The sequence below is a fragment of the Clostridium ragsdalei P11 genome, from assembly GCF_001675165.1.
Lineage (GTDB): Bacteria > Bacillota > Clostridia > Clostridiales > Clostridiaceae > Clostridium_B > Clostridium_B ragsdalei.
This window is the reverse complement of record NZ_LROS01000011.1, coordinates 352,155-378,101: the sequence shown is the minus strand read 5'-3', so window position 1 is coordinate 378,101 and position 25,947 is coordinate 352,155. Positions and strand designations below refer to the sequence as shown.

At 32.0% G+C, this 25,947-nt stretch carries 24 protein-coding genes; all 24 read left to right on the top strand.

The annotated features are described in order from the left end of the window. The first annotated feature begins 40 nt into the window (after nt 1-40). The 24 genes from CLRAG_RS06750 to CLRAG_RS06635 all read left to right on the top strand — a co-directional run bounded on the left by CLRAG_RS06750 (nt 41) and on the right by CLRAG_RS06635 (nt 25,850). Nucleotides 41-868 (top strand): aminotransferase class IV, encoded by an 828-nt coding sequence (locus CLRAG_RS06750; RefSeq protein WP_065077685.1) that lies wholly within the window; start codon nt 41-43, stop codon nt 866-868. A 62-nt stretch (nt 869-930) separates the two neighbouring features. Next, a complete protein-coding gene (locus CLRAG_RS06745) occupies nt 931-2,883 on the top strand; it encodes a DUF342 domain-containing protein (RefSeq protein WP_065077684.1) in 1,953 nt (650 codons plus the stop codon). A 124-nt stretch (nt 2,884-3,007) separates the two neighbouring features. Beyond that, the gene (locus tag CLRAG_RS06740) at nt 3,008-3,454 is read left to right on the top strand and encodes a chemotaxis protein CheW (RefSeq protein WP_065077683.1); all 447 of its coding nucleotides are present in this window, start codon (nt 3,008-3,010) and stop codon (nt 3,452-3,454) included. Between the two features lie 24 nt (nt 3,455-3,478). Next, the gene (locus CLRAG_RS06735; protein ID WP_065077682.1) at nt 3,479-3,967 is read left to right on the top strand and encodes a chemotaxis protein CheD; all 489 of its coding nucleotides are present in this window, start codon (nt 3,479-3,481) and stop codon (nt 3,965-3,967) included. Between the two features lie 23 nt (nt 3,968-3,990). Then, a complete protein-coding gene (locus CLRAG_RS06730; RefSeq protein WP_065077681.1) occupies nt 3,991-5,094 on the top strand; it encodes a protein-glutamate methylesterase/protein-glutamine glutaminase in 1,104 nt (367 codons plus the stop codon). Nucleotides 5,095-5,098: 4 nt separating this feature from the next. Continuing rightward, a complete protein-coding gene (locus tag CLRAG_RS06725) occupies nt 5,099-5,866 on the top strand; it encodes a CheR family methyltransferase (RefSeq protein ID WP_065077680.1) in 768 nt (255 codons plus the stop codon). Nucleotides 5,867-5,878: 12 nt separating this feature from the next. Further along, nucleotides 5,879-7,951: a chemotaxis protein CheA gene (locus tag CLRAG_RS06720; RefSeq protein ID WP_065077679.1), complete on the top strand. Its 2,073-nt coding sequence runs from the start codon at nt 5,879-5,881 to the stop codon at nt 7,949-7,951. A gap of 11 nt (nt 7,952-7,962) precedes the next feature. Beyond that, nucleotides 7,963-8,562, top strand: a complete 600-nt coding sequence (locus tag CLRAG_RS06715) for a chemotaxis protein CheC (RefSeq protein WP_065077678.1) — start codon at nt 7,963-7,965, stop codon at nt 8,560-8,562. Between the two features lie 33 nt (nt 8,563-8,595). Continuing rightward, on the top strand, nt 8,596-8,958 hold the full coding sequence (locus CLRAG_RS06710; RefSeq protein WP_013237610.1) for a response regulator: 363 nt from the start codon (nt 8,596-8,598) through the stop codon (nt 8,956-8,958). A 259-nt stretch (nt 8,959-9,217) separates the two neighbouring features. Beyond that, nucleotides 9,218-9,619, top strand: coding sequence for a chemotaxis protein CheW (locus tag CLRAG_RS06705; RefSeq protein WP_013237611.1), 402 nt, complete (start codon nt 9,218-9,220; stop codon nt 9,617-9,619). Between the two features lie 27 nt (nt 9,620-9,646). Beyond that, nucleotides 9,647-10,642 carry a flagellar motor switch protein FliM gene (gene fliM / locus CLRAG_RS06700; RefSeq protein WP_065077677.1) on the top strand — a complete coding sequence of 332 codons (996 nt, stop codon included), beginning with the start codon at nt 9,647-9,649 and terminating at the stop codon, nt 10,640-10,642. Continuing rightward, nucleotides 10,635-11,840 carry a flagellar motor switch phosphatase FliY gene (fliY, locus tag CLRAG_RS06695; RefSeq protein WP_065077676.1) on the top strand — a complete coding sequence of 402 codons (1,206 nt, stop codon included), beginning with the start codon at nt 10,635-10,637 and terminating at the stop codon, nt 11,838-11,840. Before fliM ends, fliY begins: the two co-directional genes overlap by 8 nt. Before the next feature lie 245 nt (nt 11,841-12,085). Further along, nucleotides 12,086-12,358, top strand: a complete 273-nt coding sequence (gene flgM, locus CLRAG_RS06690) for a flagellar biosynthesis anti-sigma factor FlgM (RefSeq protein WP_065077675.1) — start codon at nt 12,086-12,088, stop codon at nt 12,356-12,358. Nucleotides 12,359-12,385: 27 nt separating this feature from the next. After that, on the top strand, nt 12,386-12,793 hold the full coding sequence (gene flgN / locus CLRAG_RS06685; protein ID WP_065077674.1) for a flagellar export chaperone FlgN: 408 nt from the start codon (nt 12,386-12,388) through the stop codon (nt 12,791-12,793). A 24-nt stretch (nt 12,794-12,817) separates the two neighbouring features. Continuing rightward, nucleotides 12,818-14,770 (top strand): flagellar hook-associated protein FlgK, encoded by a 1,953-nt coding sequence (gene flgK / locus CLRAG_RS06680; protein ID WP_065077673.1) that lies wholly within the window; start codon nt 12,818-12,820, stop codon nt 14,768-14,770. A 103-nt stretch (nt 14,771-14,873) separates the two neighbouring features. Further along, complete coding sequence (locus CLRAG_RS21045; protein ID WP_242872098.1) at nt 14,874-16,841, top strand: flagellin N-terminal helical domain-containing protein; 1,968 nt, start codon at nt 14,874-14,876, stop codon at nt 16,839-16,841. A gap of 296 nt (nt 16,842-17,137) precedes the next feature. Next, nucleotides 17,138-17,512 (top strand): flagellar assembly protein FliW, encoded by a 375-nt coding sequence (gene fliW / locus CLRAG_RS06670; RefSeq protein WP_065077672.1) that lies wholly within the window; start codon nt 17,138-17,140, stop codon nt 17,510-17,512. Beyond that, nucleotides 17,485-17,781 carry a flagellar protein FlaG gene (locus CLRAG_RS06665; RefSeq protein WP_065077671.1) on the top strand — a complete coding sequence of 99 codons (297 nt, stop codon included), beginning with the start codon at nt 17,485-17,487 and terminating at the stop codon, nt 17,779-17,781. Before fliW ends, CLRAG_RS06665 begins: the two co-directional genes overlap by 28 nt. 30 nt (nt 17,782-17,811) lie before the next feature. Next, nucleotides 17,812-18,114, top strand: coding sequence for a hypothetical protein (locus tag CLRAG_RS06660; protein ID WP_065077670.1), 303 nt, complete (start codon nt 17,812-17,814; stop codon nt 18,112-18,114). A 200-nt stretch (nt 18,115-18,314) separates the two neighbouring features. Then, on the top strand, nt 18,315-18,701 hold the full coding sequence (gene fliS / locus CLRAG_RS06655; protein ID WP_065077669.1) for a flagellar export chaperone FliS: 387 nt from the start codon (nt 18,315-18,317) through the stop codon (nt 18,699-18,701). A 128-nt stretch (nt 18,702-18,829) separates the two neighbouring features. Further along, nucleotides 18,830-20,680 carry a flagellar filament capping protein FliD gene (fliD, locus tag CLRAG_RS06650; RefSeq protein WP_065077668.1) on the top strand — a complete coding sequence of 617 codons (1,851 nt, stop codon included), beginning with the start codon at nt 18,830-18,832 and terminating at the stop codon, nt 20,678-20,680. Between the two features lie 27 nt (nt 20,681-20,707). Continuing rightward, nucleotides 20,708-21,046 (top strand): flagellar protein FliT, encoded by a 339-nt coding sequence (locus CLRAG_RS06645; protein WP_065077667.1) that lies wholly within the window; start codon nt 20,708-20,710, stop codon nt 21,044-21,046. A gap of 316 nt (nt 21,047-21,362) precedes the next feature. Continuing rightward, the gene (locus tag CLRAG_RS21375; RefSeq protein ID WP_065077666.1) at nt 21,363-23,786 is read left to right on the top strand and encodes a flagellin N-terminal helical domain-containing protein; all 2,424 of its coding nucleotides are present in this window, start codon (nt 21,363-21,365) and stop codon (nt 23,784-23,786) included. 372 nt (nt 23,787-24,158) lie between these two features. Further along, nucleotides 24,159-25,850, top strand: coding sequence for an AAA family ATPase (locus CLRAG_RS06635; RefSeq protein ID WP_065077737.1), 1,692 nt, complete (start codon nt 24,159-24,161; stop codon nt 25,848-25,850). Nucleotides 25,851-25,947: the final 97 nt, after the last annotated feature.

Genomic DNA, 25,947 nt, shown 5'->3' with positions numbered 1-25,947 from the left:
TGTTATAAATAATAATAAAATATAGGAAAAGGGGATTTACATGAGTGAATGTATTGAAAAATTTTTTTTATATAATAATGAATTAAAAGATAAAAAGGAATTCAGTGAAAGTGAATTTAAGCAAGGAAAGTCCATATATGAGGTAATACGTATTATAGATGGAAAACCACTTTTTTTAAAGTTACATTTGAAACGCATGGAAAACTCAGCAAGAATAACTAATTTAAGATTATGGCTTAATGAAAAAGATATTAAAAATAAGATATTAGAACTTATAAAGGCAAATCAAATTTCCATAGGTAATATAAAGATTATTTTTAATTTCTATGAAAAGAATACATTTTTGGCTTATTTCTTGCCTTATAATTATCCATCTCTAGAAGAGTATGAAGTAGGAGTAGACACAATCTTTTATCATGGAGAAAGAGAAAATCCAAATGCAAAAGTGATAAATAATAAGTTTAGAACTAAGGTAGACAGTACGATAAAAGAAAAGAAGGTGTTTGAAGCTATACTTGTGGATAATAGGGGGAATATTACAGAAGGGAGTAAGTCCAATATATTTATGATAAAGGGTAATACCATTGTAACTGCACCATTAAAAAATGTGCTTCCTGGAACTACGAGAAAGGTTGTAATGGATATATGCAGCAAAATAGGTCTTGAGGTGTCAGAGAAAGATGTAAGTTATAAAGATGTAGAAAAATTTGATGCGTTGTTTATATCCGGTACGTCACCAAAAGTACTGCCTATAAAGAAAGTGGAAAACGTTAAATTTGATTCTTCAAATAATAAAGTACTGCTTAAAATTATAAAAGCATACGATAAAGAAGTAAGAGATGATATAGAAAGTTTTGATAGAGATTAGAAATAGAGGGTTTAAGATATATTATATATGGTGTTGAAGTTTTTTATTAGGGGGAGATAATTATGAAAGAATTGTTTCATGGTACTTCACTAGAGGAATGCTTAGAATCTGCCAGCTGTAAGCTAAATCTGCCAAAAGATAAATTACAATATAAGGTTGTTAAGAAAAGCAAATTGCTTTTTAGAAAAAAAGTAATAATAGAAGTATCTTTTGGCGAAGAAGACCAGAGTAATGTAAATTCTGGGATTGAGAAGGAAATTGTAAAAACAAATGAAAAGGATGGAACCATAAAATTAGAAAATGGTAAGATAATTGTAAAGGATCCTATTGAAGATGGGGAACCTGCAGTATTGCATAGGGGACATAATATATCTATTTTTGTAGATGGAGCTGAAGTTAAGGATAAATGTGAAATATTTAGCAAAAATAAAATAGAAATAGTTTTTGAGGAAGATGAACCAAAAAGACAAATGAATATATATCTATCTGATGACAGGATGAAAGCATATGCTGAAGTTAAATATATAACTAAAAACGTTTACAAACTAAAAGACAAAGATGAAAGTCATAAAGTGAATTTTGAAGGAGAAATAATTCAATCAATAAAGCCTCCCATGTATACAGTAAATGAAATTAAGAACGAATTATCTAATAATAAAGTGGTTTATGGTATAATGGAAGAAAATTTGAAAGAAGCTGTAAACGGTGATAAAAAACTTGTAGTAGCTTGTGGAAAAGAAGCTATAAATGGTGAAGATGATTTTCTAGAGAATAAGTTTCAAACCTCGGTAGTTTTAAAAGAAGATACAGTGGGAAATATAGACTTTAAAAGTATAGGTACTATAAATGTTGTAAAAAAAGGAGATATAATTGCAGTAAAACATAATGGAACTTTAGGTAAAGATGGATTTGATGTTACTGGAAAGGTTTTAAAATGCAAACCAATAAAACAAATTAAAGTAAAGGTTGGAAATGGATGTATACTTAAAGATGAAAACACTGTTGAAGCATCAATAGATGGTAAACCCTCCATAAAAAGTAACACTTATTATGTCCATCAGGTACATGAGATTAATGGAGATGTGGATATAAGTACTGGAAATATAAATTTTATTGGTGATGTAATTATACATGGAAATGTAAAAGAAGGCATGAAAGTAGAATGTGGCAATGACCTTATTGTGGACAAAGAAGTAGAAAGGGCTACTTTAAATGTAAAAGGAGATATAAGTATAGGACAAACTGTTGTTAGTTCTCAAATATGTGGTGGTGGTGACAGCGTAAAGAAAATTAAGGCTGTGGAACACCTGAGCAAATTTAATAAGAATATGGAACAGTTAGTGGGGGCTGTAAAAGAGATAAAAGACTATAACCTGCTTGGTAAAAGTAAAAAGGATGGAGAAATAATAAAAATATTATTAGAAAGTAAATTCAAGGGACTTATTAAGATGGGCATAAATGTAATTGCAGACTTGAATGTTGAAAATGATGATTATCGAGAGGATAAAATTGTAAAGTATATCAAAACCAAACTTATAGGAATGGGACCCATAAGCATTAAAAGTTGTTCCGAGTTAAATGAGTTAATGAAAATTATTGAGGATAAAATAGAGGAACTAAAAGACACAAGGGCACTTCCTGTGAAAGTGGTTTTATCTTACTGTCAGGACTCCAATATACAGAGTTCTGGTGATATAATAATAAAAGGAAAAGGAGAATATGTGTCACAAATTGCTGCCAATGGTTCCATTGAATTTTTGCAAGAAAAGAGTGTGGCAAGAGGGGGAACACTAAAAGCTGAAAATGAAATAAAGTGTAAGATTGTAGGAAGTGTAGCAGGGGTTTCTACAAAACTTCAAGTAGGAAGTAAAGACGGCCATATATGGGCAGATGTGGCTTATCACAATACAGTATTTAAAATTGAAAACAAAGAAATTGTTCTAGATTCTCCAAGTAAAGATGTACATGTATATTTGAAGGAAGGGGATATGGTAGTCGATAAATTTGTTCTATAAAAATCCTGTTGCAAAATGCATGATATATGCTATTTTAAGTAGATATATGCTATAATTATGTAATAATTGATTTAAATAAGGATTTACAAGGATGGCTAACAATATTATTTAAGGAGGATTTCAAATGGATGGCAAAGAAATAAAAGTATTGATATTTAGTATAAATGGTGAGTACTATGCTACAGATATTATGGAAGTAGAGAGAATTTTGGGTTATGAAGAGACTACGAAGTTGCCGGATTCTCCTAACTTTGTAGAGGGAGTCATAAATTATGAAGGAAATATACTTCCTATAATATCCTTAAGTAAGAAATTTGGTTTTGCTTCAGCTGAGGAAAGTAATGAGGCCAAGATAATAGTTACAAAACAGGATGGAAATAAAATAGGAATAATAGTTGATGTTGTATCTGAAGTAACGGATGTAAATACTGCAGATATAGAAGAGGCACCTGATATAGCATCCCAAATATCAAAAAGATATATAAAAGGACTTATTAAAATAAAGGACAAGATAATAATATTCTTAAATCTTGATAAAATACTTACGGAGGAAGAAAAGGAACTCATATAATTAAAAATTGAAAGGTGTATATTTATGGATATAAAAGAGATAAGAGTGGGAATAGCAGACATGAATACTGCAAGTTCTCCTGATAGAATTATAACCATTGGTTTGGGTTCCTGTGTAGGTATAGCTCTATATGATAAAGAAAAATGTATAGGTGGGTTGGCACATATAATGCTGCCGGACAGCACCCAATTTACAAATACAAAAAATCCAATGAAATTTGCAGATTTAGCTATTCCTATTTTAATAAAAAAATTAGAAGCCTTAGGTGTAAATAAAAGAAATTTGAAGGCTAAAATAGCAGGTGGGGCTTCTATGTTTAATTTCTCAGATAAAAGTGTAGTTATGAATATAGGAAGTAGGAATGGAGAAGCTGTAAAAAGTATATTAAGAGAATATTCTATTTCAATATTAGCAGAAGATCTAGGAGGAAACAAAGGCAGAACTATGATATTTGATACTCATGATGGGGGTGTCAAGATAAAGACAGTAGGAATTGGGGTAAAGGAAATTTAAAAATTTAATGGAGTGATAATGCTTTGGAAAAAATTAAGGTTTTAGTAGTAGATGATTCTGCATTAATGAGAAAAATTATTTCGGATATGATAGGTGAAGATGAATCTATAAAAGTTGTAGGAACTGCTAGAAATGGGAAGGATCTTTTAGAGAAACTGTCGTTAAACTTTACTAAAAATAATATGCCTGATGTAATAACTTTAGATGTAGAAATGCCAAAAATGGATGGAATAACAGCACTAGGAGAATTGAAAAAAAGTAATATTAATATACCTGTAATAGTTTTAAGCAGTGTCTCCAAAGAAGGGAAAAAGCGTACTATGGAATGTCTTGATATGGGTGCTTTTGATTTTTTACCTAAGCCTTCAGGTACAATATCTTTGGATATAAATAAAGTTAAAACTGAGCTTGTAGAGAAGATAAAGGGAGCATACCTGGCAAATACAGTTAAAACAAATAAAGCACAAGAAAATATACAACTATCTATACAAAAAAATGAAAAAGCTTCCACATTAAAAGCTGCAAGTTCAAATGTAGATAGAAAAATTAAAAAAGATATAAATGCAGTGGTGATAGGAGCATCTACGGGAGGACCTAAAGCACTTTATTCAGTTATAACACAATTTCCTCAAAACATGGGAGTACCAGTATTTGTAGTACAGCATATGCCTGCAGGATTTACTAAGGCCTTTGCAGACAGATTGGATTCTAATTCAAAAATAAAAGTATTAGAAGCAGAGGATGGTATGAATGTTGAAAAGGATACTGTTTATGTAGCACCTGGTGGATTTCATATGGAAGTATGGAGAGATAAGAGAATACATTTGAACAAAGAACCTGCCATTTGGGGAGTAAGGCCTGCAGTGGATAAGCTATTTATATCTGCATCAAAAGTATATGGAGAAAATATTATAAGTGTAGTTTTGACAGGTATGGGAAGAGATGGAGCACAGGGAACTGTAGAGATAAAGAAAAATGGAGGAATTACACTTTCTGAAGATGAATCAACCTGTACTATTTATGGTATGCCTAAAGCAGCTTATGCCACGGGGAAAGTGGACTTAGTTTTACCAATAAACAAAATAGCAAATGAAATAGTAAAAATAATAAAGTTTGGTGGGAGGTAGACTTATGGATATGGCTTATTTTAAGCAGTGGGTTTTGAGAGAATTCAATATAAACTTAGCTGCATATAAACCAAACCAGTTACATAGGAGAATAAATAGCTTGATGTCCAGAGTAGGAGCGAAAAGTATAGATGAATATATAGAACTCTTAAAAAGGGATGAAGAGCAAAGACAGAAGTTTTTAGACTTTATAACTATAAATGTATCTGAATTTTTTAGAAATCCGGATATATTTGAGGAGTTAAAAGTTAGATTAAAGGAAGAACTACTTCCTAGAAATAGTACTTTGAAAATATGGAGTGCAGCTTGTTCAATTGGGGCCGAACCTTATTCAGTGGCTATGTATTTAGATGAATTGTCTCATGGAGTTAGACACACCATAATTGCAACAGATATAGATAATACTATAATTGAAAAAGCTAAAAAAGGAGAATATGTTTTATCAGAAGTAAAAAATGTAAAAAAAGAATATTTAGATAAGTATTTTACGATAAAGGACGATAAATATATTATAAGTCCTATAATAAAAAATTTAATCACATTTAAAAAGCATGATTTAATATTGCAAAATTATGAAAGTAACTTTGATTTAATAATATGCAGAAATGTGGTAATATATTTTAATCAAGATGTAAAAGATAAAATATATGAAAAGTTTAGCAAGTCACTAAAAAAAGGAGGACTACTATTTGTCGGGGCCACTGAAAGCATATACAATTATAGAGATTATGGCTTTGAGAAGGCTTCTACCTTTATATATAGAAAGCTATAAGGAGGGAATAAAATGGATACGTCGCAGTATATGTCTATGTTTCTAGAGGAATCAATGGACAACTTGCAAACACTTAATGAATCATTACTTCAGCTTGAGCAAGAACCAGATAACATAGATAAGGTAAATGAAATTTTTAGAGTAGCACATACAATAAAAGGAATGGCAGCTACTATGGGATTTAATGAAGTGGCTGAACTCACTCACAAAATGGAGGATGTATTATCTGAATTTAGGGATGGACAGCTAAAAGTAAATCAAGATGTAGTTACAGTCTTATTTAAGTGCCTGGATACTCTTGAGCAGATGATAAAAAATATAGAAGATGGGGTAGATGAAGAAACCCCTATTCAAGGTATCATTGAAGAATTGGAAAGTATATCTGGTCAAAAAGATGACAGTGAAGCTAAGAAGCCTAAAAAAGAAGATAATGTCCAGGAACAAAATGCTGCAGTAGAATCTAAAGGTAAAGATTCTATGGTAGAATTGAATGAATATGATATAAATGTAGTTAAACAAGCTGAGGACAAGGAATTTAACGCTTATGAAATAAAAATTAAACTTAGTGAAAGTACTCTTTTGAAATCTGCAAGGGCATTTTTAATATTTAAGGATTTGGAAGCAGTAGGAGAAATAATAAAGTCTATTCCTAGTACAGAGGATATAGAAAATGAAAATTTTGAATTTGAAATATACCTTGTTTTATTAACTAAAAGTACTGGTGAAGATATCCATAAAATTTTGATGAACATATCTGAGGTGGAAGAAGTTACTGTGGAAGATGTGGACATCCAGACAGAAAAAGCAAAGATAATGGGATCAGATTCAGCTAAAAAAGAAGAAGAGATAAAAGCTAAAGCTGAAAAGAAAGCTACTCAGGAAGTAGTAAAGCCAAAACCAGCAGCAATAGCTCAAAATAAAAGTAAAAATCCTCCTAAAAAGGAACCTCATAAAAAAATGCATCAGTCTGTAAGAGTTGATCTGGAAAGATTAGATAAATTTATGAATATGGTATCTGAATTGGTTATAAATAGGACAAGGATGGAGCAAATTAGCAGTAGCTATAAGTTAAACGAATTAAATGAAGTTTTAGAGCAGGTGGCAAGGACAACTTCAGATTTACAGGATTTAGTAATGAAGATAAGAATGCTGCCTCTTGATACTGTATTTAACAGATTTCCTAGGATGATAAGGGATTTATCCGTAGAACTTGATAAAGAGATGGAACTTATAATTGAAGGAGCAGATACAGAACTTGACAGAACAGTAATAGATGAAATTGGAGAGCCTCTAATTCATTTGCTTAGAAATGCAGCAGATCATGGTGTAGAATCTAAAGAAGAAAGAATTGCAAAGGGAAAAGATCCTGTAGGTAAAATAAAACTTATTGCTTATCAGGAAGGAACTAAAGCCGTAATAAAAGTTGAAGATGATGGAAGTGGAATACCTGTAGAGAAGATAAGGGAAAAAGCAGAAAATGCAGGTATAAATACTGAAGGAATGACAGAAGCTGACATAAAGAATCTAATATTTATGCAGGGAATAAGTAGCAATACTGAGGTAACAGATATATCAGGAAGAGGAGTTGGAATGGATGTAGTAAAGACAAAAATATCCTCTCTTGGTGGAACAGTAGAGCTTGTAAGTGAAAAAGACAAGGGATCATCTTTTATAATAAGACTGCCACTTACGCTTCAGATAATTCAAGTACTTCTTGTAGGCGTAGGGGATGAAACCATGGCCATATCTTTAAGCTATGTAGACAGAGTTATAGATTATAAAGATGATTTAGTGAAGATGACTAATAATAAAGAAGTTATAATATATAATGGAAATGTAATACCTCTTATAAGACTTTATGAAAAACTTGGTGTTGAAAAATCAGACAGCAACAAAAATTATATAGTAATAGTTAGAGTAGGAGAAAAAACTGTAGGACTTATGGTAGATTCCTTACTTGGACAGAGGGAAATTGTTATAAAACCTCTTGGAAAAACGCTGAAAAATTTGAAAGAATATATGGGAGCAACCATATTAGGAAATGGACTTGTAACTTTGATATTGGATGTTGCTGCCCTGGTATAAGGAGGAAAATAATGGACTATAAAAACCTTACTCCTATTCAACTTGATGCATTAAGAGAAGTTGGGAATATAGGTACAGGGAATGCAGCTACAGCATTATCTCAACTCATAAATAGAAAAGTTGATATGACAGTACCTGCTATAAATATAGTGCCTTTTGACGACATCTTTACAAATATTGGTGAAGGTGAGGTAGTTATAGGCGTAATAGTTAGAATCTTAGGCGATATACCTAGAAATATACTGTTTATATTTGAAAAGGATACTGCTATGGATCTGATTTCTATGTTAACTGGTCAGAAGGAAGAGGAATTAAGTGATATGGGTAACTCTGTTATATGCGAAATAGGCAATATAATATCTAGTTCCTATATGAACTCTATAGCAAAATTTACTGGACTGCATGTAATACCATCTGTCCCAGCAGCTACTTGCGATATGCTTGGGGCAATACTTTCAACTACATTTATAGAATCAGGACAGTATGATGAGTATGTTCTTGACATAGAAACACTTTTTATGCAAAATAATTCAGAGTTAAGTGGGCATTTTTACTATATTCCGGTGCCCGGTTCAATGGAAAAAATTTTAAGTGCTTTAGGAATAGGATAAATATTTAGTAGTAAATAATTTGGAGGGAAGAAAATGGCTAAAATATTAATTGTAGATGACGCTGCTTTTATGAGAATGATGATAAAGGATATATTAGAAAAGAACGGATTTGAGGTAGTGGGGGAAGCAAACAATGGATTAAAAGCTGTGGAGTTATATAAAAAGGAAAAACCAGATGTAGTTACAATGGATATAACGATGCCGGATATGGATGGTATTGAAGCTGTTAAGGCAATAAAAGGATTTGATGCAGGTGCAAAAATTATAATGTGCTCTGCAATGGGTCAGCAAACTATGGTTATGGATGCTATAAAAGCTGGAGCTAGAGATTTTATAGTAAAGCCTTTTCAACCAGATAGAGTTTTAGAGGCAATAAATAAAGTAGTAGCTTCTTAGTAATAAGAATATAATTATTTGTAAATTATGTAAACAGATAATCAGAAATTAAAATTTTATGGCTAGTATAAAGGTAATATGGTTTATTACGAAAACTATCAAGTAGAGTTAAATTTATTTCAAACCTTAAATAGCTAGATAGTATACTCCATATATTTAATTTCTGATTTCATCTGGTAAGCAGAAAATTAAGATCTGAAATTTTATGCAAAGATACTTGTTACATAGTTTGTGTACCTATGCATATGGAGGTGTAAATATGCAAGTTGTTATATTTAGATTAAATAACGAACAATTTGCTGTAGAAACAGCTAAAGTTCAAAGTATAAATAATTCTATGGAAATAACAAAAGTCCCACAGGCGCCAGCTTACATAAAGGGACTTATAAATTTAAGGGGAAATGTAATATCTCTCCTGGATATAAATCTCTTGATGGATATTCCCAAAGCTGAGATAAGCGAAAACAGTATACTTATACTGGAAATGGAAGATGAATTAGTGGGAATAACAGTAGATCAGGTAGATGAAGTTTTAGATGTAGAAGAAAATGCTATTGAAAAGATAAATGATGAAGGAAAAAAAGTCTATATAGAGGGAATAATAAATTTTAAAGATAGTATAGTTACTTTAATTGATATAGACAAACTTCTTTCAAATTAGAATTTTCTTAAGAAATGAGGGAAGAGAATGGCAGATGTATTATCACAGAATGAAATAGATGACCTTTTAGCTGCCTTATCTGCTGGAGAACTTACTCCAGATGAAGTACCCAAAGAAGAGGAAAAGCAGAAAGTAAAACCTTATGATTTTAGAAGTCCTCAGAAGTTTTCTAAAGATCACATAAGGACTCTTGAACTTATTCATGACAATTATGCCAGAATAATTTCAAATTATTTAACTGCGCAGGTTAGAGCTAATGTAAAAGTAAAAGTGGAATCTGTTCAGCAAATAACTTATGAGGAGTTTATTCATTCTGTACCTAATCCTACTGTTTTAACTATATTTAAAATGCCGCCTTTAAGCGGATCTGTTTTGTTTGAAGTGAATCCTCAATTTGTATTTCAAATTATAGACTTGCTCTTGGGAGGAAGTGGTAATAGAAAATACAAAGTTAAGGAATTTACTGATATAGATAAAAATATTATAAAAGTTGTAAATGCAGGGCTTATATCAAATTTGAAATTGGCCTGGGAAGATGTAATGCCTATAGAAACAGAAGTGGAAGGACTTGAGACAAATCCTGCACTAAATCAGACGCTTGCACCTAATGACCCTGTTGCACTTATAACTTTTTCAGTGGAGATGGGAAACAGTAGTACTTTTATAAACATATGCATTCCTTATCTGAGTATAGAAAAGGTACTTGATAAATTAGTAGTTCAATACTGGTTTCAGGACAGTGATGAAGATATATTGAATGAGTCCAGAGAAAAGCTTAGAAATAGGTTAGATATAGTTGATGTAGAACTCACTGCCATACTTGGAACTGTAGATGTTACGGTACAAGAATTTTTGAACCTTAATGTGGGAGACGTATTGACCCTAAAGGAAAAAACTACAAGCCCTGTGAAACTAATGGTGGAAGATAAGGTGTATTATTATGGAAAGCCTGGTGTAATAGACAAGAACATGGGCGTTGAGATATTAGATATTTTAGATAAGGATGTGGAAAATTATGAGTAATGGATTTCTTTCACAGGAAGAGATAGATGCACTTTTAAATGGAGGAGAAAGTACGCCGGATCCACCATCAGAAACAAATTCTCAAGATGACCCACAGTTGCCAGATATAGAGAAAGATTTACTTGGAGAAATAGGAAATATATCTATGGGATCTGCCTCTACAGCACTTTCTACAATAATAAACCAGCAGGTAAATATAACTACTCCGGTGGTAATTGTAACTACTCTTAAAGAATTGAAAAATGAATTTGAAGTTCCAAATGTTGCTTTGGAAGTTAAATATACAGAAGGTATAATAGGAGAAAACTTACTGGTAATGAAGATTACAGATGCAGCTGTAATTGCAAGTCTTATGATGGGCGGAGACGGTAAAATAGATCCAGATATTAAAGAATTAGGCGAGATAGAAATAAGTGCAGTATCTGAGGCTATGAACCAGATGATAGGGTCTGCCGCTACATCTATGGCTACTATGCTAATGAGGGAGGTAAATATATCCCCTCCTGTGTCTAAAGTATGGAATGATATTACAAAACCTCTTACTGAAGGAATATCTGAAGATGAGACGGTTGTAAAAGTATCATTTTCCCTTAAAATAGGAGAACTAGTAGATAGCAGTATAATGCAGGTATTACCTATAGCTACAGCTAAAAAAGTAGTTTCTATAATGATGGGTCAGGAAGAAACTGCACCAGAGGAGTCAGCTCCTAGTGTACCTGAAAATGATGGTACTAGTACTGAACCTCAACCTGAACCTGAACTTCAACCTGAAGTACCTATACAGCAGCCTCAGCCAGCACCAGCTCAGCCTCAAATGGAGCAAAGGACGCCGGTGTACGAGAAACCTATAGAAACAAATGTAAATAGGCAGCCTGTAGAAGTCAGTAAGGCATCTTTTCAGCCTCTTGGTGGATCTCAAGATACAGAAGTTGTTCCTAAAAATATAGATCTTATACTGGATGTACCTCTTGAAATATCAGTAGTACTTGGAAGAACAAAAAAGAATATTAAAGATATATTGAATTTGGGAACGGGTTCTCTTATAGAATTGGATAAATTGGCAGAGGAACCTGTGGAGATACTGGTAAATGGTAAGAAAGTAGCTTATGGAGAAGTAGTAGTAATAGATGAAAACTTTGGAGTTAGAATAACGGGAATTGTGAGCAATGAGGAAAAAATTAGATCTTTAGGAAAATAATATTATTATGGGTATGGATAAATTTAGAAATAAGATGTGTATCGTGAAAGCTATACACATCTTATTTTAATTTATAATATAATAAAATTTATTTGTGTATTAAAGTGGAAACATATAGGGACTTTTTATTTAAAATAAGCAATTTATCTTCAATTCAAAGTATAAATATTAAATATATGTACCCGATAATGTTACTAGTAAAGAAAAACGATATTTGAAGTAGTTATGGTTAGGGGTGTATTTTTATGAAAATAAATGGGATCAATTCCAGTAAGCTGGTGAACTTTTACAATAGGAATAATGTAGAGAAAAGTTTAAAGAGTGAATCAAACAGCAAGGATTCCATTCACATATCATCTATAGGAAAGAGTCTCAGCCCTTATTCCCTAGATGATAAATTTGTAAATTCTAAAGAGAGAGTAGAAAGCATAAAAAAGTCCGTAGCAAATGGAACTTATAAAGTAGATTCTAAGCTTGTGGCACAAAAAATTATAGATAATATAAAGGGTAAAGTATAATTTTTATATACCTGGGAGGTGATGTAGTTGGAACTGCAGCTGTCTGAGATTATGTTAGAAGAATATGAGATGCTTAAATCACTTTATGAAGCTTTAATTGAACAAAATAAATATCTTGTGGAAAGACAGGTGTTTTTATTAGATAAAATAGTTAAAGTCATAGAAGAAAGAAGTAGAAATGTAGCAAGGCTCGAAGTTCAAAGAAGGAAGATAACTGGGGACAGGCCTATGAGGGAGATTATAAGAGAATCAGGAGATAAAAAATTAGGAAAAGTATATTTAGATATAGTGGACTTGCTTGAAAAGATGAAATTTCAAAAAGATACAAATGAAGCACTTGTAAAACAGTGGCTTGGTTTTGCAAATCAAATGCTTAGGGCATTGAACCCAAACAAACAAGCCAAAACCTATAATGCTTTTGGAAGAAGCAGGTAAATAAAAAGTAAGGAGTTGAATTAAATGCCTGGGTTATTTTCAATATTTAATACGGCAAAAAGTGGACTTTTTGCACAGCAAACTGCCATAAACGTAACATCCCACAATATAGCAAATGCTAACACAGATGGATATTCAAGGCAGAGGGCAGATATGGTAACCACAACGCCCTATACTCTGCCAAGTATGGATAGTGCAGCTGGTGCAGGACAGCTCGGTACAGGAGTAACTATAGACTCCATTGAGAGAATAAGGGATAGTTTTTTGGATTATCAAATAAGGGTAGAAAATGGGGCTAGTGGACAGTATAAAGCACGTGATAAATACTTGAGTCAGGTAGAAAACGTACTGGGAACAGATACTGGGTCAACAGGCAGTGGAATATCCTCACTTATACAGAAGTTTTTTAGTTCCTGGCAGTCACTGTCTACATCATCTCAGAACGTAAGTACAGTGAAAGAGCAGGCCTATCAACTTACTAATGAATTAAACCACACTTATTCACAAATTTCAAATATTAAAACCAATACTAATACAGAAATAAAAAATGTGGTGGTAAATGTAAATACTATATTGGGAAAGATATCTAATTTAAATCAGCAGATAAAAGATACAAAGATGTCAGGACAAAATCCAAATGATCTTTTAGACAGTAGAGATGTACTTTTAGACCAACTCAGCAGTGAATTTGGAATAAGCATTACGGATAAAGACTTTGATGGAATTGATGTGACTACTTCAAATAGTGCTTCCGTCGAAAAGGATAATGGATCTGCACCTTTGTTAAATGGCAAACCACTTAATATAGTTCAAACAGATAATCCGGATGATACAAACGTAGCGACATTTTCCTATATAACTAGTATAACAAATGTAACGGATTCTAGTGATAGTGTTACAAAAGACAGTAGTGGAAATACCATATATAAATATAAAGTAGATTATTATAAAAAAGGAGATACCCTCACAGATGCTAACAAAGTAAGCATATATGTGAATATGACATCTGATCAAGAAAAAGAAATGGATGAAAATAGGGTGCTCTGGGCTGATCAAAATGGTGTTGCTTATAAAGTTACAGGAGGGCAGGATCCTTCAGGCAAAGCAGCAGTTGCTGATGGAGGAAAATTAGATGGTACTTCTACAGATCCCATAAGTTTTAGTGAGCTTGCTCTTTTTAAACCTCCAACAGGTGAACTCAAAGGTTATACATCAGTACAAAAGGATATAGATGATTATCAAGATGAACTCAATAAATTTGCAAAGGGACTGGCACTTTCTGTAAATGCAATAATAAGTCAAAGCAGCACCTGGGTAAAAGACAATCCTACAGATGGTTCTGCAGAGGGCGGAATAAATAATTTCTTTGTAAATGCGGATCAAAAAGATTCATCTAAATATTCAGCAGCAGATGAAAACAATATAACAGCAGCCAATATAACAGTGAATGTGGCAATAATGAATGATCCATCTAAAATAAAAGTAGATAGTAAATATGATTCAAAGGGAAATTCATTAAGCACTAATACTGATGGAAATAGAGCTGTAGCTGTAGCACAGCTTGCCAATAGTATTATGAATATTGGAAGCATAAATACTGATAAGGATACTTCAACTGGAACATCAGATCCTAGAAGTGATAGAAGTGATTTATTAAAGGATATATTTACGTCAAATAATACAATAAACAATGTATATTCTATAGGAAAAGTAAATGGAGGATCTACTTTAGATAACTATTTTAATGATCTTGTAAATAAGGTCGGTAGCCATGAACAGGAAGCTAAACAAACAGTAGATACGCAATCTGTTAAGCGTCAAAGCTATATTCAATCTAGAGAGGCGAACTCTGGAGTTTCAATTGATGAAGAAATGACAAATCTCATTCAATTTCAGCACTGTTATCAGGCAAATGCAAAGATGATATCCACAGTGGATGAACTTTTGGATGTAGTTATAAACCAACTTAAACGATAGGTAACAAAGTTCAAATATCAAATATCAAATATCAATTATATTTTTTATATTTTTTCTTTGATATTTGAACTTTGAACTTTGAAATAAAGGATGTGATTTAGTTTTGAGAATAACGAATAAAACACTATCGAACAATTTTTTAGCAGATATGCAGAGAAATCTTCAAAATTTAAGTAAAATACAGCAGCAGGTATCTTCTACAAAGAATTTTTCAAAGCCTTCTGATGATCCAATAAATGTTGAAAGAGCTATGCAGCTTCAAAGTTCTGTGAATTATACCACTCAGTATGGTTCTAATATAAAAACTGCAAATACGTGGATGGAAACGACAGACACCACTTTAGGACAAATAGGAACTGTACTTAGTAATATAAGAAACAATTTGGAGCAAGCAGGTGGAGTTTATACACAAAATGAAAAAGATAAAATTAATGATGCAGTGAGCCAGGAAGTGCAGCAGCTTGCTACATTACTTAATACGAACTTTCAGGGTGAATATATATTTGGAGGAACTGCAGGACTTTCAAAACCAATAACTACAACTACTGATGCTAATGGAATTGTTACGTTACAGTATGCTGATAAAAATGGAAATGCTGTAACTAATCTTCCTGATGTGGTGTCTAATGGATTTAACGTAAATAATTGGACAGGTAAAAGTATAACTTTTAATGTTGGTGGAACTGATTACCAGGTGGATTTAAAGTCTTCATACTCAGGAATAGATGATGTTGTCAAGGATTTAAATAGCCAGATACAAGGAAAAACTGGACTTACAGATAAAATCAGTGTAGTAAAAACGAATGACGGAAATGTGAAATTTATAGCTGTGAACAATTCGGACAATATAAAACTGTCTACAGATATAAGTGATATGTCCAGAACTTTTTCTGGAACTTCTTCAGCACAATCGAATGGATTTATATTAAGCAACTGGACAGGAAAAAATATAGCTTTTAATGTAAATGGAACGTCGGCTACATTAACAGTAGGTTCCTCAGATACAGATATAGACAGTGTAATTAGTGATTTAAGCAGTCAGTTAAAAAGTAATTCTACAATTAATGGAAAAATAAGTATATCAAAAGCTGAAGATGGCAGTATAAAATTTACTGCTGCGAATAGCAGCGATAGTATAAATATAGATTCGACTAATACTACTGTAGGTGATATGACAAATACTTTATTTGGAACAGCAGAAGTAGTTTCTAGCGGATTTACATCGAGTAACTGGCAAGGAACAGATAAAAATATAACTTTTACTGACGGAACAAATACACCAGTAAAATTAACTCCCTCAGGTTCAACTGCAAGTGATATAGTTAGTAATTTAAATAACCAAATACAATCATCTAGTTTAAAGGGAAAAGTTAATTTTCAAACTGACGGCACTAATATAAAAGTGATGGTAAATGGTAGTGACATAAAGATGACTACTAATATATCTGATATATCACCCCAGCTTTCAAACATGACTATGGAAAACATAGGTGCAGATAAAAACATAGAAATTTCTCAGGGAGTAGTGCTCACTTATAATGCAACAGCATCAGATATAATGCAGTATGGAAATGACTATAATACAACTTCAGGAGATAGTATAAATGCACTTATGGATAGAGTTCAGCACCATTTAGCAGGACAAGTGATGCGTTATACGGATAGTAATAATAATCCCATAACTAGTACTACACCAGGTGCTGTATTAGTTACAGTAAAGAATGATGATGGAACTGCGATAAGTAAATATGGTGTATGGACAAAAGATGCAAATAGTGAAAATGATGCAAAGAAAGAATTAATAGGGCAGGATCTTGTAGATATAGATGCAGCCTCGAAAAAGGTCCTTCAAGTTCGCTCAAAGATAGGTGCAAAAGAAAAGAGAATGAGTGATTTGAGTACTCAGAATGCAGCTTCAATAACTGACTTAAAAGAAGTACTTTCAAAAACAGAAGATATAGATATTACCGAGAAAACTATAGAATATTATACGTCTATTACGGTTTATCAGGCATGTCTCCAAACTGGTGGAAAAGTAATACAGCCTACGCTTTTAGATTATATTAGATAGAGGTAATTATTAACTCAACTTTTGCACATATAAAATTTTGACTTAATATAAAATGATGCGAAGCAAAGCCTTGCAAGTTAAGAATTAATAATGAAAAATTAATAGTGAAGGATGATTTTTAGCTGTCGCAAAAAATCTTTAAATTTGTATAAGTCAGCGCTTAGTAATGTTTTGCTTTAGCAAAACGAGTCTTCAAAAATTTAATTAAAGATTTTTTATAGTGTAACGGAAAAAAATCCACATTAACTATTAATTCTTTACTATTAACTATTAATTAAACATAGAGGGAGATAACAATGAAATTAAACACAAAATATCATGGAGTACTAAACTATGAAAATGAAGATATACTAATGTTTAAAAAAGGCATTCCTGGTTTTGAAAACTTGAGAAAATTTATACTGGTTCCTGCAGAGGAAAATAATTTATTTTATATACTTCATTCTATTGAAGATATTAATATAGGAATTGTGGTAGTTTCACCCTTTAATGTATTGAAAAATTATGAATTTGATTTGAACGAAATTAAGGTATGCGAACTTAATATAAAAAGCAAAAAAGATATTATTGTAGTAAATACAGTTAACTTAAGTACTAAACTAGAAAATATAACAGTTAATTTAAAAGCTCCCATAGTGATGTTTTGCAAACTCAGCAAAATGAAGATGTAGTTAACAAAACTGTAGATAATAAATTATCAAATAGTGAAAATGTAAATGAAAAAGATGTAAAAAAAGCTGTAGATAAAATAAACAAGTTAATGGAAGATACGCCTACTCATTTGAAATATGAAGTGTATGGAAAATTTAAAGATATAATGGTAAGCATAGTAGATAATAATACTAATAAAGTAATACAAGAAATACCACCTAAGAGTATAGTGGATATGGTAGATAAGCTTTGTGAATTGGCTGGAATTTTTCTAGACAAAAAAGTTTAAGACATTGATATTATTCTAGGGGGGATTTTAATGGAATTTAGGTTAAATAAAGTAGACCCGGAAGTTCGCCGCAGAGTAAAAGAAACTACAAGTGCAGGGAAAGTTCATAATAAATCAGGGATTTTTATAAATAAAGATTATAAAGGTAAAGAAAAAAATAATCAGGGAGATTTTAAGTCAGAACTTACAAAATACAAACAGGGCAAAAATAAAAAACGTATTTTTGTAGAAGCAAGTAAAGTGGAAAAAGTTGAAGTAAAAGCATTTAAAGAAGAAAAGGAAAACCTTTCAATAGATAATGAAAGAGGAAATATTTTAGATGTTAAAAAATAATTAATAGTTAAGAATTAAGAATTAATAGTTATGGATGATTTTCTTACGTTAAAACTTCAGAAAATCTAAAATGGAACTATTTAAGCAAAGCTTTGAAAAAACTTAAGTTTAAGATTTTTCGTAGTATAGTGGAGAAAAAATATCATTCATTATTAACTTTTAACTATTAATTTTTAACTTAAAAAAGGGAGGTTTATTGTATGTATGCAGGAAATGCTTATAAAACGTATAAAAGTAACAGCGTAAATTATGCCTCAAAGGAACAGCTCCTTTTGATGCTGGTAGACGGGGCATCAAAGTTTTCAAAAATAGCAAGACAGGCGATGATGGACAGGGATATAAAAAAAGCTCACGAAAATATAATCAAGACTCAGAATATATTTAATGAACTTATGATATCTTTGGATGTTTCCAAGGCAGGAAAATGGGGACAATCTCTTATGAGTGTATATGATTTTATAGTTAGAAGATTAGTAGACGCAAATATGAAAAAAGATGTAAAAATAATGGATGAGGTAATTCCATTAATAGAAGATGTTAGAAGCACATGGGAAGAAGCCTATAAGATTTCTAAAACAAGCAAGTAAAAGCTAAGAGTTAATAATTAAGAGTTAAGGAAGTTTTAGATTTTCTGAAGCAGAGCGTAAGAAAATCATCCATAACTATTAACTATAGACTATTAATTATTAACTAAATAAAAGAGGAGGTTATAAATGTGAGTGATGTAAGTTCAGTAGCATCCGGTACTACTGGTGCCGGCGGCGGTAATATGATTAGATTAACGGGTTTGGCATCGGGTCTTGATGTAGATGCATTAGTAAAAAAAATGATGGCAGGGGAACAGACAAAACTTGACCAGGCCCAGCAAACACAGCAGACTGAGCAGTGGAAGCAAGAGGCATATCAAGATATTATTAAGAACATAAAGGAGCTGCAAAGTAGTTTTTTTGATTCAGGAACCTCAGATAAGAATATTTTATCACAATCAAATTTTGCACCATTTACTGTAAGTGCTGCTAATGGGTCGTCTACAGTAGATACATCAGTGGCAACATTTACTCCAATAGTTGGAGCACAGACAGGAAAATATACAGTATCAGTTGCCCAATTAGCTAAAGGTGCAGGAGTAACTAATACATTAGCAGCAGGAGATACACTTGCTACAAAATTAACTGATATAACAGGTACGTCCGAAAAATCTTTTGGATTAATATTAAATGTAGGTGATGGAAATATAAACATCACTTTGGATAATACAGATGGAAAAGCTACAATAGGAGATTTAGTTAATGCAATAAATAATCAAAGTTCAGGATATGTGAATGCGAAATTCAGTGAACTTACTGGAAAGTTTACCTTATCTTCAGCTGCTACAGGTAAATCTTCAACTTTAACAATAGTAAATGGAACTTCAGCTTCACTTTCCAGTATAATTGGATTTTCTACTGATACTGTTGAAAATAAGGGTGCAGGATTGACTACTAAAGATGTTACAAAAGATGGGGTAACTACACAATTTGTTGTAACTGCAGGAGACTGGAAAATTACTAGTGATAGTGCAAGTAACTATAAGGTTAATGGTTCAGCTGCAATTCAAAATTCACAAAATGCAGATGTAACTATTACAGTGCCAGGAGGTACGTCAGTTCATTTTACAGACACTCCAGGTTCTGAAACCGGTACCCAACCAGGCAAGTCTACTAATAATTTTACTATAGATGGAATGAGTTATATGTTATCGAGTGAAGGCACTGCATCAGTAAATATTGGGTCAGATACGAGTAAGGTATATGATAAGATTAAATCATTTATTGATAAATACAATAGTATAGTAGACGATATTCAAACAAAACTTACTGAAAAGCCAAACAAGGACTATAAGCCTTTGACAGATGCACAAAAATCACAGATGACCACTTCTCAGATTACAGCTTGGGAAACTAAAGCTAAAGTTGGTATTCTTAGAAATGACGATAATCTTGAAATTATGCTCAATGATTTATCAACGGCATTTACTACTTCAGTAAATAATGTCGGACTTTCGTTAGGTCGTTATAGCAGTAATAATTTTGGTATAGATACATCTAAAGACTATACAACACCTTCTCATATTGATATAGTTGACCCAGAACAATTAAAAAGGGCTATAGCAACTAAAGGTGACCAAATATCCAAAATGTTTACCAATATATCTGCTATTCCCAATACTATAGCAAAAGATGGTACTGTAGAATACGACAGCAGCCTTGGACAATATAAAGAAGATGGAATTTTAACTAGAATTTCAAAGATATTACAAAAAAATGTTGGATATACAAATACGACTTTTAATAGTGCTATACTGACTTCTTTTGCAAATAAGCAGTACGACTTTACTCTTACAGGAACTGGAGGAAAAAATACACTTCCAGATCAAATATATGAACAGCAGCTTAAAATAAAAGATATTAAAACAAAAATGGCTACTAAGCAGGAAAAATATTACCAGCAATTCTCCAAACTAGAAACTGTAATGAATCAATTAAATGCTCAGCAATCAGAATTATCTTCTATGCTTGGAAGTTGATATAAAAATTAGAATGGGGAATAAATGATGGATTTATATTTGGAAAAAGATATGGAGAATTTAAGGAATATCACCTGTGAACTTATTAATAAACTTGAGAATGATGATTATGATGGACTTGAAAGTTTAATGAGTGAAAGACAGAAGTTGTTGGATAATTTAAAAGAGTTGAATTGTACAAAAGAACAATATAACGATGCAGTCAAACAATTTAAAATAATTGATTTTCAGAATAAATTATCAAAAATGATGTTTGAAAAGAAAAAAGATTTAAGAAGAAAAATTGATGATATATCTCAAAAAAGAACTTTAACAAAAAGTTATAGTAGACATATAGGTACTACTATATTTAGTAAGAAAATATAATTAGATTATAGAAATAAATAAAAAAACAATTTGAAAGTCGAAAAAAGTAGTAAAGTAAATAAAAATAGCAACGATAAAATAAATAACAAAGCGTAAAGTAAATAACAAAGTTCAAATAACAAATAACAAAAAATGAAGGTTTTCAGCTTTAGCTGAAAATCAACCTAAATTTGAACTTTGATATTTAAACTCTGAACTTTGATTTTGTTAGTAGACCTGAAATTAATTGTCAACTGTCAATTGTCAACTGATTAAGGGTTTAACTATAAATAAAACGGGCAAGGACGCCCAAGTAAAATTCAAGGAGGAATTTATTATGATAATCAACCACAATTTAGCGGCAAATAATGCAATCAGAAACATGAATGTTAATTCAGGTAATGCAAGTAAAGCAATGCAAAAACTTTCTTCAGGTTTAAGAATTAATAGTGCAGCAGATGATGCAGCAGGACTAGCTATATCCGAAAAAATGAGAGGACAAATCAACGGACTTGATCAGGCTTCAGCTAATGCTCAAGATGGTATTTCAATGCTGCAAACTGCTGAAGGTGCACTAAATGAAACCACATCAATTCTTCAAAGAATGAAACAATTAGCAACTCAATCAGCCAATGATACTAACGTAGGTGATGATAGAACTCAAATTCAGGCTGAAATGAACCAATTAACTTCAGAAATTAATAGAATAGGTAATACTACTGAATTCAATACTCAAAAGTTACTTAATGGTGGTGGAGTTGATCCTAAGTTAGCTTCTAAAGCAGGTGCTTTGACTGTACCTTCCCAGCTTGAAGGCGGTCAAGTTGGTGCAACTCAGTTAACTAAGACCTTTAGCATTACTAGTAACTTTACAACTGCTGATGATGGAAAAACAATAACTTTTAATCTAGGTGGAAAAGATTTAACATTTACCTTAAACAAAAATATTTCAGGTGCAAATTCAACTGCAACACAAATAGGAATTAGTGATACAGCAACTAATGTCAATTCTGCTGATGCAGTGGAAAAAGCTTTAGGACTTGCAATTGCTGCTGATGCTGATTTATCTAGCAAATATCAACTTACTGTAGCTTCAAATGCTGATGTAGTTGTAGTTGCTAAAGCATTATCCTTCAGTAATGGAAAATTAACGGGTACTGATGCTGGAATTAATGGCTCTGTAACTTATAGTTCAAGTGCTGCTATGGCGACTGCAACAGTAGCTGAAGCTGTTACAACTGCTGGAGCTGGTGCTAATGCAAGTGCTACAATAGATTTTACTGGCAAAACTGTAGCTGATTTAAAAGGCACGGGATTTGTAATTGACGGTAAGAAAGTAGATTTATATGATAGTACTGATGGAGCTTATAGTGGATATGCAGATTTTGCAGTTGATTTAAAAGGAGCTGGAAATGCTGAGGCAATAGTGGATAAAATAGTTTCTGCTTTATACAATGGAACGGGTGCAGCAGTTGACAAGTTTGGCGTTAGTGTTGCTGATGGTGATTCTTATCTACCAAATGAATATGTAAGCAAGACTGATGGAACCAAATTACAAATTACTGCAAAGACTACAGGAATAGCAGGAAATGCATATACGCTTTCAGATAATTCAGCTGTAGCTGTATCAAATTTTGTTGGAAGTGATAAGCTTACTAATGAAAGTGTAGTTTCAGCTAAAGGATTGAAGGATGGACAACAAACAGTAACTATTACAAATAAAGCTGCAAGCACAAGCACTTCAAGTAGTGCAGTTAGTGGCACAGTTGCTGCTGGTGATTTAACAGGTTTATCCATCAGTGCTAATACAAGCTTAGCTACAGGAACTTATCGTTTGACTAATGATGGCAGTGGTACTGTAGATATGGCTCAACTACAAGTTTTAGGATCGGATGGAACAACCTGGTCAACTGTATCGGGATATGATCATATTTCGATATCAGGTTCAGCACAAACTGCTGGTGATTTAACATTTGCTCTTGCAACAGGTGGTATTACTGCCACTGCTACAGTTGGTACAGATGCTGTTACATTCCAGGTAACTCAAAATCACTATGAAGCACAATTGACTGAAAAAGATGGAACAATAGGTAGTGCAGTAAATGTTGTTTCAGGTCAGCAAAATGTTAGAGTAACAGCTCAAGATGGAGTAGGTGAGGCTGTAATAAATGTAGGAGATATTTCTTCATCATTATCCACTGGAAGCAGTACAACATTTACATTTAATACAAGTGCAGCAGGTGTAAAAAATGAAACTGTTGGTGGAACATTTACAGCTAAATTCCAAATAGGTGCAAATCAGGGACAAAGCTTCCAAATGGATGTAAAGGATATGAGAGCACAAGCTCTTGGTATATCAGGAACAACTGCAGGAGCTTCCCAAGGAGTTGTTGATGGAGCTAAATTTACAACAGCTAAATCTGTATCAAATGGAACTGATAATGTAAGTGTTGAATCTTCTCTTGACATTTCCACACACGATACTGCTACTGCAGCAATTAAAGTTATAGATAACGCTATTAATGCAGTATCAACGCAAAGAGCACAACTTGGTGCTTACCAGAATAGATTAGAGCACACAATAAATAACTTAGGAACTTCATCAGAAAACTTAACTTCTGCTGAATCAAGAATAAGAGACGTTGATATGGCAAAAGAAATGTCAAACTTCTCAAAGAACAATATTTTATCTCAGGCTGCTCAAGCTATGCTTGCACAAGCTAACCAACAGCCACAGCAGGTTCTTCAGTTATTAAGATAATTTTAGATTTTTATAATAAAAGAGTCAGGGATTTTCTCTGACTCTTTTGCATTAAGGCATCTTCAAAAAATTTTATATGTGCGAAAGTTGAGTTACAAAATTAATACCGAGTTTAAAAAAATACAGAATTATTGTTTGTAATAAGAAATTTAATAAAATATGAAAAAGAGTAAGCTGCAAGATTAATATTTTGCAGTTATTTTTGTGCTTAAATATAAATGCATATGGTAAAATATAATATATAGTTGAAAGTTGAGAATTGAAAATTGAGAGTTGAGAGTGAAGGAAGTTATTTTTAACAAGTTAAAAATTTCCTTAACTCTCCACTTTCTACTCTCAATTCTCAACTAAATAAGTAATATGGAAGTGATAATAGTGAAGAGAATATCCTTAGGTTATAGTGATTTTAAAAGAACAGTAGAAGACAATTATTATTTTGTAGATAAAACTTTATTCATAAAAGAAGTAGTGGAGGATGGAAGTGCAGTTATACTACTTCCAAGACCGAGGCGATTTGGAAAAAGTATGAACATGAGTATGCTGAAATGCTTTTTTGAAAAAACAGAAGAGAGCAATGGAGAACTTTTTAAAGATTTAAAAATATATTCGGATAAAGAAATAATGAAAAAGCAGGGACAGTATCCAGTTATATTTATAACATTTAAGGATGAAAAATACTCTAAATGGGAATTTTGTGAAACAGGCTTGAGAAAAATTATAAAAGATGAATTTGCAAAGCATAGATACATTTTAAAAAGTGATATTTTAGATCCTTTTGAAAAAGAGGAGTTTATAAAAATATTAGAAGAAAAAGCGGATTATGTAACTTATTTAAGGGGATTGAAAATATTAAGTAATTATTTATATAGATTTTATAAACAAAAGGTAGTAATACTTATAGATGAATATGATGTACCTATTCAAAGTGGATATTTAAATGGATACTATGATGAAATAATAGAATTTATGAGAAACTTTTTAAGTGCAGGTTTGAAGGACAATGAAAATTTAGAAAAAGGCATACTAACAGGAATACTAACAGGAATACTCAGAGTGGCAAAAGAAAGTATTTTCTCCGGGCTTAATAATATAAATGTGTGTACAATATTAAGCAGTGAATATAGTGAATACTTTGGCTTCACAGAAGAAGAAGTAGAGGAAACACTAAAATATTATGGAATAGAAGCTAACATGGAGGAGTTAACGAACTGGTATAACGGATACATTTTTGGAGATAGAGTTATATATAATCCCTGGTCTGTATTAAATTATGTAAAGAGATGGAAAGATGGTTTTAAACCTTACTGGACTAATACCTCAAGTAATGATCTTGTAAAAACACTAGTTACAAAAGGTGGAGCTGATTTAAAGGGAGATTTAGAAGAACTTATTAAAGGCAGATCTATAGAAAAGCGAATAAATGAAGATATAGTTATGGGAGAAATAGATAAGAATACGGAAAATGTTTGGAGTTTCTTACTTTTCAGCGGGTACTTGAAGGTTGTAAAAAAGAGAATTGATATGGGAGAGATGTATTGTAATTTAAGCATACCGAATATGGAAGTAAATTATTTATACAGGCAGATAATATTAGGTTGGTTTAAGGAAAGCATAAATAATGATAAGTTTAATATAATGCTTAAAAGCCTTGTTACAGGAGATATAAAAACTTTTGGAAAGATATTGAAGGATTTTGTGAAAAACAGTATGAGCTATTTTGATGCAGCAGGAAGTGAAAGCGAAAAAGTATATCATGCATTTGTACTTGGAATGCTGTTAGGACTTGGAGATAACTATGAAGTTAAATCTAACCGTGAGAGTGGATATGGAAGATACGATGTTATGGTAATTCCAAAGGACATAAGTAAAATAGGAATAGTAATAGAATTTAAAAAAGTAGATGAAGATGATGAGGAAGATTTAGAAAAGGCAGCAGATTCAGCACTTAAACAAATTAGAGATAAAGATTATAAATCAGAGCTTATAGAAAAAGACATTAAAAATATAATTGAACTTGGCATAGCTTTTGAAGGGAAAAAAGTGTTGGTTAAAGAAAATGTGTAGATATAGATTATGTGATAGAATAATTGAATAATCACAAATTTCATAGTGAAACTTAATATGAAATTGGGTATAATATTAACAATAAGTATATTTCAAT